The organism is Curtobacterium sp. NPDC086286 (genome assembly GCF_044746255.1).
Taxonomy (GTDB): Bacteria; Actinomycetota; Actinomycetes; order Actinomycetales; family Microbacteriaceae; genus Curtobacterium.
Window position 1 is genome coordinate 68,911 of record NZ_JBIVBW010000004.1, and the last position, 13,577, is coordinate 82,487.

The 13,577-nt window shown below is 72.1% G+C and carries 12 protein-coding genes; 9 read left to right on the forward strand and 3 right to left on the reverse strand.

The genetic code is table 11. From position 1 onward, the window contains the following. Positions 1–139 precede the first annotated feature (139 nt). Complete coding sequence (locus ACIPKM_RS08495) at positions 140–1,069, reverse strand: proteasome assembly chaperone family protein (protein ID WP_070419012.1); 930 nt, start codon at positions 1,067–1,069, stop codon at positions 140–142. Positions 1,070–1,228: 159 nt separating this feature from the next. On the opposite strand from ACIPKM_RS08495, the gene ACIPKM_RS08500 reads away from it, so the two are divergent. The 9 genes from ACIPKM_RS08500 (at position 1,229) to ACIPKM_RS08540 (ending at position 11,790) form a co-directional block, all read left to right on the forward strand. Then, on the forward strand, positions 1,229–1,939 hold the full coding sequence (locus ACIPKM_RS08500; protein WP_229085973.1) for an HAD family phosphatase: 711 nt from the start codon (positions 1,229–1,231) through the stop codon (positions 1,937–1,939). Then, positions 1,936–3,018, forward strand: coding sequence for a tRNA (adenine-N1)-methyltransferase (locus ACIPKM_RS08505; protein ID WP_229085971.1), 1,083 nt, complete (start codon positions 1,936–1,938; stop codon positions 3,016–3,018). The genes ACIPKM_RS08500 and ACIPKM_RS08505 overlap by 4 nt, the downstream gene beginning before the upstream one ends. A gap of 43 nt (positions 3,019–3,061) precedes the next feature. Beyond that, the gene (locus ACIPKM_RS08510; protein ID WP_070419011.1) at positions 3,062–3,991 is read left to right on the forward strand and encodes a hypothetical protein; all 930 of its coding nucleotides are present in this window, start codon (positions 3,062–3,064) and stop codon (positions 3,989–3,991) included. A gap of 71 nt (positions 3,992–4,062) precedes the next feature. Then, positions 4,063–5,124 (forward strand): helix-turn-helix transcriptional regulator, encoded by a 1,062-nt coding sequence (locus ACIPKM_RS08515; protein WP_402736553.1) that lies wholly within the window; start codon positions 4,063–4,065, stop codon positions 5,122–5,124. After that, positions 5,117–6,088, forward strand: a complete 972-nt coding sequence (locus ACIPKM_RS08520) for a YafY family protein (RefSeq protein ID WP_071301561.1) — start codon at positions 5,117–5,119, stop codon at positions 6,086–6,088. The genes ACIPKM_RS08515 and ACIPKM_RS08520 overlap by 8 nt, the downstream gene beginning before the upstream one ends. A 359-nt stretch (positions 6,089–6,447) precedes the next feature. Next, positions 6,448–7,200: a twin-arginine translocase subunit TatC gene (tatC, locus tag ACIPKM_RS08525; RefSeq protein WP_070419009.1), complete on the forward strand. Its 753-nt coding sequence runs from the start codon at positions 6,448–6,450 to the stop codon at positions 7,198–7,200. Further along, a complete protein-coding gene (locus tag ACIPKM_RS08530; RefSeq protein ID WP_071294706.1) occupies positions 7,197–9,641 on the forward strand; it encodes an RNA helicase in 2,445 nt (814 codons plus the stop codon). Before tatC ends, ACIPKM_RS08530 begins: the two co-directional genes overlap by 4 nt. 128 nt (positions 9,642–9,769) lie before the next feature. Next, positions 9,770–11,329: an apolipoprotein N-acyltransferase gene (lnt, locus tag ACIPKM_RS08535; protein WP_402736554.1), complete on the forward strand. Its 1,560-nt coding sequence runs from the start codon at positions 9,770–9,772 to the stop codon at positions 11,327–11,329. Positions 11,330–11,439: 110 nt separating this feature from the next. Next, complete coding sequence (locus tag ACIPKM_RS08540) at positions 11,440–11,790, forward strand: RNA polymerase-binding protein RbpA (RefSeq protein WP_070419007.1); 351 nt, start codon at positions 11,440–11,442, stop codon at positions 11,788–11,790. A gap of 60 nt (positions 11,791–11,850) precedes the next feature. Here the strand turns inward: ACIPKM_RS08540 and ACIPKM_RS08545 are convergent, their stop codons facing one another. Together ACIPKM_RS08545 and ACIPKM_RS08550 are read right to left on the reverse strand one after the other, a co-directional pair. After that, positions 11,851–13,080 carry an SPFH domain-containing protein gene (locus ACIPKM_RS08545; protein ID WP_070419006.1) on the reverse strand — a complete coding sequence of 410 codons (1,230 nt, stop codon included), beginning with the start codon at positions 13,078–13,080 and terminating at the stop codon, positions 11,851–11,853. Beyond that, positions 13,077–13,550 carry an NfeD family protein gene (locus ACIPKM_RS08550; RefSeq protein ID WP_254789583.1) on the reverse strand — a complete coding sequence of 158 codons (474 nt, stop codon included), beginning with the start codon at positions 13,548–13,550 and terminating at the stop codon, positions 13,077–13,079. The genes ACIPKM_RS08545 and ACIPKM_RS08550 overlap by 4 nt, the downstream gene beginning before the upstream one ends. Positions 13,551–13,577 lie beyond the last annotated feature (27 nt).

Below are 13,577 nucleotides of genomic sequence, written 5' to 3' on the forward strand. Positions count from 1 at the left end.
GGGCGGGTGGGGGCCCACCCCGCGGTTTAACCCGGGGGCGGGGGGGGGGGGGGGCGGGGGGCCGGGCGGCCCCGGGGGGGGGGCGGGGCGGGGGGGGGCCCGGGGCCCCCCCGCCTCCCGTCCGTCCGTGCGGTCGCGTCTACTGCGACGGTGGCGGCGGGCGGAACCCCTCGCCCCCGGCGGTCCCGCCGTCCTTGCCGTCCTTGCGCTCGCGGCGGCGGAGGTACTGCTCGAACTCCTGCGCGATGGCGTCGCCCGAGGCCTCGGGGGAGTCGACCGTGTCCCGCGCCTGCTCGAGCTGGCCGATGTAGGACGCCATGTCCTCGTCGTCGGCGGCGAGGGCGTCGATGCCCTCCTCCCACTCGGTGGCGTCGTCGAGCAGCGATCCCCGCGGGACCGTGACGTCGGTGAGCTCCTCGATCTTGTCGAGCAGCGAGAGCGTCGCCTTGGGGGACGGCGAGTTGTGCACGTAGTGCGGCACCGAGGCCCAGAGCGACAGCGTGGTGAGGCCGGCGCTGTCCATCGCGTCGGCGAGCACCCCGAGGATCCCGGTCGGGCCCTCGTACGAGGAGCGGTCGACGTCGAACGCGGCACGCACGCCCGCGTTCTCGCTCGACACGAACACCGAGATGGGTCGCGTGTGCGGGACGTCGGCGAGCATCGCGCCGACGAAGACGACGGCGTCGATCGAGTAGACGTCCGCGAGGTCGATGATCTCCGCGCAGAAGCCGCGCCAGGTCCGCGAGGGCTCCGGGCCGACGAGCACGTAGACGTCGCGTTCGGACGGGGAGCCGGTGGCTCCGATCACGGGTCGACCCTCGGCACCGGGACCGTGCAGGACGATCCGCGGCCACTGGATGCCCCGGCCGCCGTTCTCGTCCGTGCCGACGTTCGGGCGGTTGAACTGGTAGTCGACGTACCGCTCACCGTCGAGTTCGCGCAGCTCGTCGAGCTCGAGCGACTCGACGATGCGCCTGGCGAGACCGCTCGCCGCTTCTCCGGCGTCGTTCCAGCCCTCGAAGGCGACGACGAGCAGTCGACCGTCGCTGAAGGGGGAGTGCTGTGGCACGGACGGGACCTCCTGGTGGTGGAGCGGGGCGCGGGCGGCTCGCAGGTCGCGCGCGACCGGACATTCGCAGCAACAAGGATAGGGCCGCTCGACCGGAGTGCGTCCACGCGTCCGCGGTGAGCGGAACGCGGGCGGACCGCCCCGGTAGACTCGTCGCCCGTGACCGCGCAACCCTCCGCCCTCGTCCCGCCCGCAGCCGTGCTGTGGGACATGGACGGCACGATCATCGACACCGAGCCGATCTGGCAGCAGTCCCAGGTCGAACTCACCGACCGCTACGGCGTCGTCTGGACCCACGAGGACGGTCTCGCCCTGGTGGGCAGCGGCCTCGAGCGCTCGGGGGAGATCCTCCGCGACAAGGGCGTCGACATGGAGGTCGAGGAGATCATCCAGTGGATGACCGAGTACGTGATGGTGCGCCTGCGCGACGGTGAACTGCCGTGGCGTCCCGGTGCCCGCGAGCTCATCGAGGGCCTGCACGACCGCGGCATCCCGACCGCCCTCGTCACGATGTCCCGTCGGAAGATGGCGCTCGTCGCCGCCGATGCGCTCGGTGCCCGCGGGTTCCGGGTCGTCGTCGCGGGTGACGACGTCGAGCGGCCGAAGCCCTTCCCCGACGCCTACTTGTCCGCCGCCGCACAGCTCGGCGTCGACCCGACCGCGTGCGTCGCGATCGAGGACTCGGCGACCGGCGTGGCCTCGGCCGTGGCCTCCGGCGCGGTCACGGTGGCCGTCGAGCACATCGTCCCGCTGTCGGACATCACGGGCGGCGACGTCCACCTCACCACCCTCGCGGACGTCGACGTCGACCGGCTCGTCGAGCTGACCGGCCCGGCCCTCGCCGCCCGCACCCAGGAGGTCGCACGATGACCGACGCGCTCCCGAACCCCACCGAGTCGCTGCCGCACACCGCGGGCGGCGCACCGCACACCCCGCCGCGCGGACCCTTCCGCGCCGGTGACCGCGTGCAGCTGACCGGTCCGAAGGGCAAGCTGACGACCCTGTCGCTCGAGGTCGCGGGGGAGTACCACACGCACCGCGGCGTCCTGCGGCACGACGACGTCATCGGGCAGCCGGACGGGTCGGTGATCCGGGCGAGCACCGGTGACGAGTACCTCGCGCTGCGTCCGCTCCTCAACGACTACGTGATGTCGATGCCGCGCGGTGCCGCCATCGTGTACCCGAAGGACGCCGCTCAGATCGTGGCCTTCGCCGACGTCTTCCCGGGCGCCCGCGTGGTCGAGGCCGGTGTCGGTTCCGGCGCGCTCTCGCTGTTCCTCCTGCGGGCGATCGGACCGACCGGACAGCTGCAGTCGTTCGAGCGCCGCGAGGAGTTCGCCGCGATCGCCCGTGGCAACGTCGGCACCTTCCTCGGCGCCGTCCCGGACAACTGGTCGGTCACGGTCGGTGACCTCGTCGAGGAGCTGCCCGGCGCCGCCGAACCGCAGAGCGTCGACCGGGTCGTCCTCGACATGCTCGCGCCGTGGGAGTGCGTCGACGCCGCAGCGGACGCCCTCGTCCCCGGTGGTCTCATCGTCTGCTACGTCGCGACCGTCACGCAGCTGTCCCGCACGGCCGAGGCGCTCCGCGACACCGGGCGCTTCACGGACCCGCAGTCCAGCGAGACCCTGGTCCGCACCTGGCACGTCGAGGGCCTCGCCGTCCGCCCGGACCACCGAATGGTCGGGCACACCGGGTTCCTCGTCACGGCACGCCGGCTGGCCGACGGTGTCGTGCTGCCGAACCTGAAGCGTCGCGCAGGCAAGGCGGAGTTCTCCGACGAGGACGTCGAGGCCTGGACGCCCGGCGCCGTCGGCGAGCGGTCGGCCAGCGACAAGAAGCTCCGCAAGGTCGCGCGACAGGCGGCAGCGCAGGCCCGCAAGGTCGCCGCAGCCGAGGCCGGACCCGCCGCGTCCGACGCGGACGGCGCTGCTGAGGACGACCGGTAGGCTACGCGACGTGCCCGTCCTGCATCGAACGGAAAGAGGGTCCGTGCGCACCATCCCCGCACTCCTGGTCACCATCGGCCTCGCCGCAGCACTCACCGGGTGCGCGGCGAGCGGGGCCGGTTCCACGCCGTCGAGCTGCGCCGCTCCCGGTGCCGCGTCCGAGGCGGTCACCGCCACGGGTGCGTTCGGCAAGGAGCCGAAGGTCAACATCCCGAGCGGCCTCACCACGAAGGGCACCCAGGTCTCGGTCCTCCGCCAGGGCGAGGGCCGCGAGATCGAGGACGGCACGCCCGTCGTGATCGAGTACACCCTCGTCGACGGTGCGACCGGCGAGGTCGCACAGACGAGCGGGTACTCCGGCCAGACCGCCCCGATCACCGCGGGCGCCGACAACTACGGGGCGCTCGGTGCCTCCCTCGAGTGCGCGCACGTCGGTGACCGCCTCGCCGTCGCACTGCCGAAGAGCGCCCTGAGCTCCTCGACCACCGGCGACACAGGGACCTCGTCGACCAAGACCGAGGACGCCGTCATCGCCGTCATCGACGTCAAGAAGGCCTTCGACGCCCGCGCGACCGGCACGCCGCAGCTCGCCGGGGACGGGATGCCCGCCGTCGTACTCGCGCCGTCGGGCGCGCCCGGCATCACGATCCCCTCGTGGTCCGCGCCGAAGTCGGACGAGACGCACCTGCTCCGCAAGGGGCACGGCGCCGAGCTCACCGACAAGGACACCGCCGTCATCAAGTACACCGCCGTGTCGTGGCCCGCTGACGGCACCGACGCCTCGGTGGCCGGCTCCAGCTGGACCGACGGCTCGGGCGCGCAGACCGTGCCGCTCACCAAGGGCCAGGTGCAGGAAGGCGTCCGGAACGCCATCGTCGGGCACCGTGTCGGCGACCAGGTGCTCACGATCGTGCACCAGCAGGGCGCGGCGTACGCGTACGTGATCGACGTCCTCGGGAAGATCTCCGCCTGACCCTCCCGGACCGTCCACGGACCGCGGCGCGGGTGCACTCCGGTGCACCCGCGCTGCCGTAGGATCGGCTCGTGCCAGCGACCCGTGTGCCCCGTGTGCCTGCCGAGGAACGGCTGTTCAGCCTGGTGCTCGCGCTGCTCTCGACGGAGTCCGGGCTGACGAAGTCCGAGATCCTGGCCAACGTGCAGGGCTACCGGCAGCGGTTCACGAGGGGCGGCGACAACGCCTCGCTGGAGCGCCAGTTCGAGCGCGACAAGGACGACGTCCGCGAGCTGGGCATCCCGCTCGAGACCATCGAGACCCCGGGTGCCGCCGGCAACAACCAGACGCTCCGCTACCGGATCCCGAAGGGCGAGTACGACCTGCCCGTCGACGTCCGCTTCACGCCGGACGAGTCCGCGCTCCTGTCCCTCGCCGCGATGGCCTGGCGCGAGGGGGCGCTCTCCGCCGACTCCCGTCGCGGCCTGCTCAAGGTGCGGTCCGCCGGATCCGAGGACGACGGCGCCGGGGCCCTCGGCGTCGATGCGTACGCCCCGCGGCTCCGCGCCCGTGACGTCGCCTTCGAGCCGCTGCGCTCGGCGCTCGACCGGTCCGCCGCGGTCCGCTTCGACTACATCACGCCGGGGCAGCACGAGCCGCGTCGGCGTGCGGTGGCCCCGGTCGCCCTCGTCCAGCACGGCGGCCGCTGGATGCTCGCCGCGCACGAGTTCGCGACGGACAGCGAGAAGAACTACCTGCTCTCCCGGATCGTCGGGCCCGTCGCCCAGTACGAGGTCGGGCAGCACCCGGCCCCGGCCGGTGCGGGCGAACGCGCGCTGGCGGAGCTCGAGCGCATCTGGGCGGCGCGCACCGCCCGGATCCGGGTCGCACCGGGGTCGGACGCCGAACGTCGGCTCGCCCGCCGGCGGGACACCGAGACCGACGACGACGGCGTCCTCGTCCTGCACCACGTCGACCCCCAGATCCTCGCCGAGGAGCTCGCCGCCTTCGGGCCCGAGGTGCGCGTGCTCGAGCCGGACGACCTGCGCGACCGGGTGACCGAGCGCCTGCGGGCCCTCGTCGCCGACCACGCCGAGCCCGCCGCCGACCACGCCGAACCCGCCGCCGACCAGGACGGGAGCCCCCGTGGCTGAGCAGCAACCACTCCAGGCGCAGGACAAGCTCGCGTTCCTGCTCGCCCTCGTGCCGTACCTGATCGACCGCGAACGCGTCTCGGTCGCCGAGGCCGCTCGGCACTTCGGCGTCCCCGAGACCCGGATCCGCCGTGCCGTCGAGCTCATCGCGGTGTCCGGCGTCCCCGGCGAGACGATGCAGTACCAGCACGGCGACCTGTTCGACATCGCCTGGGACGACTTCGACCAGAACGACATGATCGTGCTGACGAACCTCGTCGCGATCGACGACTCCCCGCGGCTCTCGGCGCGCGAGGCGTCGGCGCTCATCGCCGGACTGCAGTACCTGTCCGCCCTGCCCGAGGCCGCCGACCGCGACGCCATCCGCGCGCTCATGGCGAAGCTGTCCCGCGGTGCCGGTGGCGCGGCCGCGAACGTCGCCGTCGGGCAGGACCTGCACGACGTCGCCCTCGCGGTCATCCGCAAGGCGATGGCCGACGGCCGCGGGCTCGCGTTCGAGTACGCGGGTCCGCGCACGCAGGGGAGCACCCGCCGCGTCGACGCGCTGCGTGTGGAGTCGATCGACACCGACTGGTACCTGCGGGCGTGGGACCTCGACCGACAGGCCCTCCGGACGTTCCGGCTCGACCGGATGTCCGGCGTGCGGGTCGACGACCGCCCGGCGGAGAAGTCGATCGACGACGTGGTGATCCCGGACACGCTGTTCCAGCAGGCAGCCGAGGACGTGATCGTCACCGTCGAGCTCGACTCCTCGTCGCTGCCGCTCGTGGCCGACTTCCTCGCCGACACGGCCGACGCGCCCGACACCGACGGCCGGGTGCGCATCCGGCTGGCGGCGTCGAACGGCTTCGACGGTGTGGTGCGGCTCGTCGCTGGGCTGCCCGGTCGCGCGGTCGTGCTCGACCCGCCGGCTGCACGGGCCGCGGTGCGCGACTTCGCCGCGGCGGCCCTCGCCGCCGACTGAGCTGCGCGCGACCGCCGGACCGGCGCTGCGTGTCGCGCACGTCGAACCACGAAACCGACGTCGAACCGGCACCGCGACGTGGTTCGACGTCGGTTCCGTGGTTCGAACCGAGCGCGGCCGCCGGACCGCGCGCGACCGCCGGACCGGACACGCGTCGGCCCCGCCGCCAACGTGCTGACCGACGGACGGGAGGCGCGGTGCGGGCCCGCCCCGCGCCTCCAGGCCCGTGACCCTCCTGTGCGAACGCACGTCGCGGCCGACTGTCGGTCCCGACCCCGTAGGATCGACCCATGGCTTCGACGACCGCGCGCGGGCGAGCGAGGCGGACCGGGCGTCCGACGAAGGACGCCGAAGGCCGCATGTCGCTCGGGCAGCACCTCATCGAGCTGCGCAACCGCCTGTTCCGCGCAGTGATCGCGATCGTCGTCGCCGCGGTCGGTGGGTGGTTCCTCACCCCGTTCGTGCTCGACGCGCTCCGGTCCCCGGTCTCCCAGCTCGCCAAGGTCGGCGGGCACACGGCCGAACTCAACTTCCCGATGATCACGGGCGCGTTCGACCTGAAGCTGCAGATCGCCATCACGATCGGCATCGTCATCGCGAGTCCTGTGTGGCTCTACCAGATCTGGGCGTTCATCGTCCCGGCGCTGGTGCGACGTGAGAAGCAGTACGTGTGGGGCTTCCTCGGGACCGCGATCCCGCTGTTCTTCGCCGGCTGCTGGTTCGGTTGGTACATCCTGCCGCACGTGGTCGGCATCCTCGGCAGCTTCGTGTCGAGCCAGGACACCTCCATCGTCGACGCCAAGGCCTACTACGACTTCGTCATCAAGCTCATCGTCGCCGTCGGCATCGCGTTCGTCCTGCCGGTGTTCCTCGTGCTGCTGAACTTCGTCGGCGTGCTGTCCGCGTCCTCGATCATCAAGTCCTGGCGCGTGGCGATCCTCTGCATCCTGGTCTTCTGCGCCATCGTGACGCCCAGCGCCGACGTCATCTCGATGTTCCTGCTCGCCGTGCCGATGATCGTGCTGTACGTCGCCGCGTGCGCGGTGGCCTGGCTCCACGACCGCCGGGTGGCGAAGCGCCAGGCGAAGCTCGACGAAGAGTACGGCCTGTGAGCACGACGGAGCCGAGCGCTGCCGAACGGTTCCGGGCGGCGAAGGTCCGGAACCGGTCCCGCAACCTCGAACTCTTCCGCGCCGACCTGCGGTTCGACCTCGACCCGTTCCAGTTCGCCGCGTGCGACGCGCTCGACCAGGGGCGCAGCGTCCTCGTGGCCGCGCCGACCGGGGCCGGCAAGACGATCGTGGCCGAGTTCGCGATCTGGTTGGCGATGCGGCAGCCGACGGCGAAGGTGTTCTACACGACGCCGATGAAGGCCCTGAGCAACCAGAAGTACGCCGAGCTCGTCGACGTCTACGGCGAGTCCGAGGTCGGGCTGCTCACCGGCGACACGAACGTGAACCCGCGGGCACGCGTCGTCGTGATGACGACCGAGGTCCTGCGGAACATGATCTACGCGGACTCCGACCTGCTCGACGACCTCGCGTGGGTCGTCCTCGACGAGGTCCACTACCTCGCCGACCGGTTCCGCGGTGCCGTCTGGGAAGAGGTGATCCTGCACCTCCCGACCGAGGTCCGGCTCGTCTCCCTCAGCGCCACGGTCTCCAACGCGGAAGAGTTCGGCGACTGGCTGCAGACCGTCCGCGGCGACACCGACGTCATCGTCTCCGAGGACCGCCCCGTGCCGCTCGAGCAGCACGTGCTCGTCGGCTCGAAGATGGTCGACCTGTTCGACTCCAGCGGTGCCGCGGCGACGAACCGCGTCAACCCGGAGCTGCTCCGGCTCGTCGGCGGTGCCTCGCGCAGCGAACGGCACGGCGGCGGACACCGCGGCGGCCGGGGGCGCGGGGGCTACCACGACCGTCGTGGTCCGCGCACCGAGAAGCTGCACCGCGAGCGCATCGCCCACATGCTCGACGAGCGGATGCTCCTGCCCGCGATCTTCTTCGTGTTCAGCCGGAACGGGTGCGACCAGGGGGTCCGCAACGTCCTCCGGTCGGGGCTGTCGCTGACGACGGCGCAGGAACGCAACGAGATCCGCGAGACGGCGGAGTACCACTGTCGCACCCTCCTCGACGAGGACCTCGCCGTGCTCGGCTACTGGGAGTGGCTCGAGGGCCTCGAGCGCGGCGTCGCGGCGCACCACGCGGGGCTCCTGCCGGCCTTCAAGGAGGTGGTGGAGGACCTCTTCCAGCGCAAGCTCCTCAAGGTCGTGTTCGCGACGGAGACCCTGGCGCTCGGCGTGAACATGCCGGCCCGCACGGTCGTCCTCGAGAAGCTCGAGAAGTTCAACGGCGAGGCCCGCGTCCCGATCACGCCGGGGGAGTACACGCAGCTCACCGGTCGCGCGGGGCGTCGTGGCATCGACGTCGAGGGGCACTCGGTCATCCAGTGGTCGGACGGCCTCGACCCCCAGGGCGTCGCATCGCTCGCGAGCCGCCGCACCTACCCGCTGAACTCGTCGTTCAAGCCGACCTACAACATGGCCGTGAACCTCATCGACCAGTTCGGTCGGCAGCGCACGCGCGAGGTCCTCGAGACGTCGTTCGCGCAGTTCCAGGCGGACCGCTCGGTCGTCGACCTCGCGCGGAAGGTCCGGTCGCAGCAGGAGTCCCTCGACGGCTACCAGCAGGCGATGCAGTGCCACCTCGGCGACTTCACCGAGTACGCGGCCCTGCGCCGTGAACTCTCCGACCTCGAGCGGACGAACGTCCCCGGTGGGCGCGAGGCCTCGCACGGCGCCCGGGCCGAACGGCAGGCCGCCATCACGGACGTCCGACGGCGCATGCAGCGGCACCCCTGCCACGCCTGCCCCGACCGAGAGGCCCATGCGCGCTGGTCGGAGCGCTGGTACAAGCTCAAGCGCGCCAACGACAAGCTCCTGCAGCAGATCCGTTCCCGCACGGGTGCGGTCGCGACCACGTTCGACCGGGTCACGAACGTGCTCCTGCAGCTCGGCTACCTGGTCGACACCGGCAACGGCGAGGCCACGGTCGCCGCCGGCGGGCGTCGGCTGCAGCGGATCTACGGTGAGCGCGACCTGCTCGTCGCCGAGTGCCTCGAGGCGGGCGTCTGGAAGGACCTCACCCCGGCGCAGCTCGCCGCGATGGCCGCCACGATCGTCTACCAGCCCCGCCGAGAAGACGCGCCCGGCACCGAGCACGCCCTGCCCCGCGGGGCGTTCCGTCCGGCACTCGACGAGACCCTCACGATCTGGTCCCGACTCGACGACATCGAGCGCGACGCCCGCCTCGCCGGGTCGCAGCCGCCGACCCCGGCCGCCGCGGTCGGCATGTTCCGCTGGGCGTCCGGCTCCGCGCTCGACGACGTGCTGCGCACGCTCGACCTGCCGGCCGGTGACTTCGTGCGCTGGTCGAAGCAGGTCATCGACCTGCTCGACCAGATCCGGAACGCCGGCGACGACGACCTCGCCCAGACCGCACGGCGGGCGACGGACGCGGTGCGCCGCGGCATCGTCGCCTACGCGGCGGTCTGACAGGAGGCACGGTGCCGGTTCCCGAGTCCGACGTGCGCCCGCAGGGCGCCGCCTCCACTGCCTCCGTCGCCTCTGGTCAGGACGCGACCGCTGGGCGTGGGTCCGCGGCGGGCGGTCGTGGTTCTGCCGTGCGCCCGCCGGTGGGCCGCCGGTCCGACTTCGCCGCCCTGCCGCTCGCGCAGGCGTTCCCGCTCGCCGTCATCGGGGGCGTGCTGTTCGCACTCGCCTTCCCGTCGCCGGGCTGGTGGTTCCTCGCCTACCCGGCACTCGCGTGCATGCTGCTCGCCGCGATGGGCCAGCGTGCCCGGCGCGCCGCCTGGCTCGGGTACGTCTCCGGCGCGGCCTTCTGGATCCCCGCGATCTCGTGGGCCGGCCGCTACCTCGGCCCGGTCCCGTGGTTCGCGCTCGCGCTGTTCGAAGCCGCGTTCTTCGCCCTCGGCAGCGTCGCGATCGCCCTCGCGTACCGCTGGGTGGCGCGTGTCGTGCCGTCCACCGCCGGACGCGTGTGGGGCCTCCCGGCCGTCGTCGCCGCGCTCTGGACCGGACGCGAGTGGTTCTCGGGGAGCTGGCCCTACGGCGGCTTCGCCTGGGGGCGGGTCGGTCTCTCGCAGTCGCAGGGCCCGTTCACGCACCTGGCTGCCTACGTGGGCGTGCTCGGGGTGACGTTCGTCGTCGTGTACTGCGTCGCGGTCGTCGTGTCGCTCGCCCTGGTCGTGCCCCGCGGTCCCGGCCGGGCCGTCCGGGTGCCCGTCCGCGTGGCGACGGCAGGACTGCTCGTCGCCGCCGTGCTCGCCGTGCCCGCGTGGCCGACCGCCACCGACGGCACGATCCGGATCGAGTCGGTGCAGGGTGACGGCCCCGCCGGGTACTTCGACCGGGCGGCGCCGGGGGCGGTGCTGAGCGCGCAGGTCGCGGCGACCGACGTCGAGGCGAAGGGGGTCGACCTCGTGGTCTGGCCCGAGGGTTCCGCCGAGTTCGATCCGCGCCAGCAGCCGGTGATCGCGTCGGCTCTCGACCAGGTCGTCGACTCTGTCGGGGCGCCGATCGTCGCCGGCGCCATCACGCAGACGTCCTCGGGGGTCCTGCACAACACCTCGTTCGTGTGGACGAAGGACGGCTGGCAGTCGTCCTACGACAAGAAGCGCCCGGTGCCCTTCGGCGAGTACGTCCCGGACCGCTGGTTCTTCTCCAAGCTCGCGCCGTCGCTCATCGGGCTGCTGCAGCGCGACTACACCCCGGGGACGAAGCCGAACGTGCTGTCGGTCGCCGGCGTCCGGGCGGGTATCGCGATCTGCTTCGACATCGTCGACGACGGCCTCGCCACCGACATGGCGCGCGGGGGAGCGCAGGTCATCCTGGCGCAGACGAACAACGCGGACTTCGACGGCACCGACGAGAACCTGCAGCAGCTGGAGATCGCTCGGATGCGGGCGATCGAGACCGGTCGGTCGCTCGTGAACATCTCCACCGTCGGGGCGTCGCAGGTCATCGACCCGACCGGACGGACGATCGACCGGGTGCCGGCGTACACCGCGACCTCGATGATCACGGACGTGCCGCTCGGGACGACCACCACCCCGGCGACCCTGGCGTCCGGATCGATCGCGCTCCTGCTCTCGCTCGGCGGGCTCCTCACGCTGCTCGCCTGCGCGCCCTGGAGCCGCCGCGGCACTGCTCGCCGCGCCTGAGCGCCCCGGCCGCGGCCCCGCACTGGGAGAGGACTGTGAATGCGCCGGTCCGGGAGTGCGGGCGCGTGGGACAGTGTTGTGGAGGGCAGACGAGCGAGAGGAGCACACACATGGCTGATCGGAGTCTCCGCGGCATGCGGCTCGGGAGTCAGAGTCTCCAGAGCGAAGAGGGCGTCGAGCTCTCGGACCGCAAGCGTGCGGTCTACCAGACGGAATCGGGGGAGACGTTCGACATCGTCTTCTCGGCGGATGCAGACGTCCCCCAGACGTGGTCGGAGCCCCGCTCCGGTCGCGAAGGACGACTCCTCGGTGACGACGGCATCCCCGTCGAGGTCGCCGAAGAGGACGTCAAGGCCCCCAGGACCCACTGGGACATGCTGCTCGAGCGACGCTCGCGTGAAGAGCTCGAGGAGCTCCTGCAGGAGCGACTGCAGTTCCTGCGCGCACGACGCGGCGCCTGACCCGCACACGACGACGACGCCCGCCCCGGTCTCCCGGGGCGGGCGTCGTCGTGGTGGCGGTCAGCGGCGGCCGGAACCGTCGCTCGTGCGGTGCCCGGAGGCGTCGGGGCCGGCGTCGGTCGCGCTCCCGTGGTGCTCGTCCTTCGCTGCGTCGCGGAGCTCGTCGGCCGCGGCCTCGTCCGACGCCGCGAGGTGCGCGTCGACGCTCTTGTTCGACTCGGCGAGACGCTGGTCGAGCTCGGACTCGGGGACGATGTCCGCCGCCGTGGCGTCCGGGCGGGGGACCGAACCGGCCGCGGCATCGGCGGCCGCGCTGTTCGCCAGGCTCTCGTTCGCGAGCTTGGAGATCCGCGACAGGAAGTCGCCGCCGGCGCCGCCGCCGGCGATCGGTCCGCTGCCGGTGCGCCCGGCGGTGAAGCCCTTCGCGATGCCGGACAGTGCCTCGGTGAACTCGCTCGGGATCATCCAGAGCTTGTTCGCGGTGCCTTCGGCGATCTTCGGCAGGGTCTGCAGGTACTGGTACGACAGGAGCTTGTCGTCCGGGTCGCCGGTGTGGATGGCGTCGAACACCGTGGCGATCGCCTGCGCTTCACCCTCGGCACGGAGGACCTGGGCCTTCGCGTCACCCTCGGCCGCGAGGATGGCGGCCTGCCGCTGCCCCTCGGCCTCGAGGATCTGGGACTGCTTCGTCCCCTCGGCCTGCAGGATGGCGGCACGACGGCTGCGCTCGGCACGCAGCTGCTGCTCCATGGCGTCCTGGATCGACACGGGCGGCTCGATCGCCTTGAGCTCGACGCGGCCGACGCGGATGCCCCACTTGCCGGTCGCCTCGTCGAGCACGACGCGGAGCTGGCCGTTGATGTTGTCGCGGCTGGTCAGGGCCTCTTCGAGGTTGAGGCCACCGACGACGTTGCGGAGCGTGGTGGTCGTGAGCTGCTCGACCGCGCCGAGGTAGTTGGCGATCTCGTAGGTGGCGGCGCGGGCATCCGTGACCTGGAAGTAGACGACCGTGTCGATCGAGACCACCAGGTTGTCCTCGGTGATGACGGGCTGCGGCGGGAAGGACACGACCTGCTCGCGCATGTCGAGCAGCGGCCGGAGTCGGTCGATGAACGGCACCAGAAGGTTCAACCCGGGGTTGAGGGTCTTGTGGTACTTCCCGAGGCGTTCGACGATCCCCGCGGTCGCCTGCGGCACGATGCGGATCGCGCGGGACAGGACGACGATCACGAAGATGACGACGACGAGGATGAGGACGAGCAGTGCGATCGTCCCGGCTGAGATGGTCACGAGGTGGCCCTTTCTCCGAGGCGGACGACGGCCGTCGACCCCTCGATGGACTCGACGACCACGGGGGTCCCGAGCGGCGGTGTTCGGTCTGTGGCGTCGGCGGAGATGCGGGCGCTCCAGGTCTCGCCGTTGGCCAGGCGGACCTGGCCGGGGGCGGACGCGGTGAAGGCGACGGCGACCGTGCCCGGCAGCCCGATGAGTCCCTCGACGTTGGTGCGGTGCGGGTCGGCGTTCCGGCCGAGTGCCGTCAGGAGCCGCGGCCGGACGACCGACAGCAACAGCAGGGCGACGCCCGCGGCGATGATGGCCGACAGCCACCACGGTGCGCCGAGGAGTGCGGCGACCAGCCCGCCGGCAGCACCGGCCGCGAGCATGATGAAGATGAAGTCGAGCGTGAATATCTCGACCACACCCAGCAGGAGCACCAGTCCGATCCAGATGACGGTCTGGATCCAATCGATCCCGTTCACGCGATCTCCCTCCCTCGGTCGCGCGCG

Bases quoted from the DNA above. Each gene is read 5' to 3' on its own strand.
- ACIPKM_RS08505 (WP_229085971.1), top strand. From the start codon at position 1,936: ATGACCGACGCGCTCCCGAACCCCACCGAGTCGCTGCCGCACACCGCG.
- tatC (WP_070419009.1), top strand. From the start codon at position 6,448: ATGTCGCTCGGGCAGCACCTCATCGAGCTGCGCAACCGCCTGTTCCGC.
- ACIPKM_RS08540 (WP_070419007.1), top strand. From the start codon at position 11,440: ATGGCTGATCGGAGTCTCCGCGGCATGCGGCTCGGGAGTCAGAGTCTC.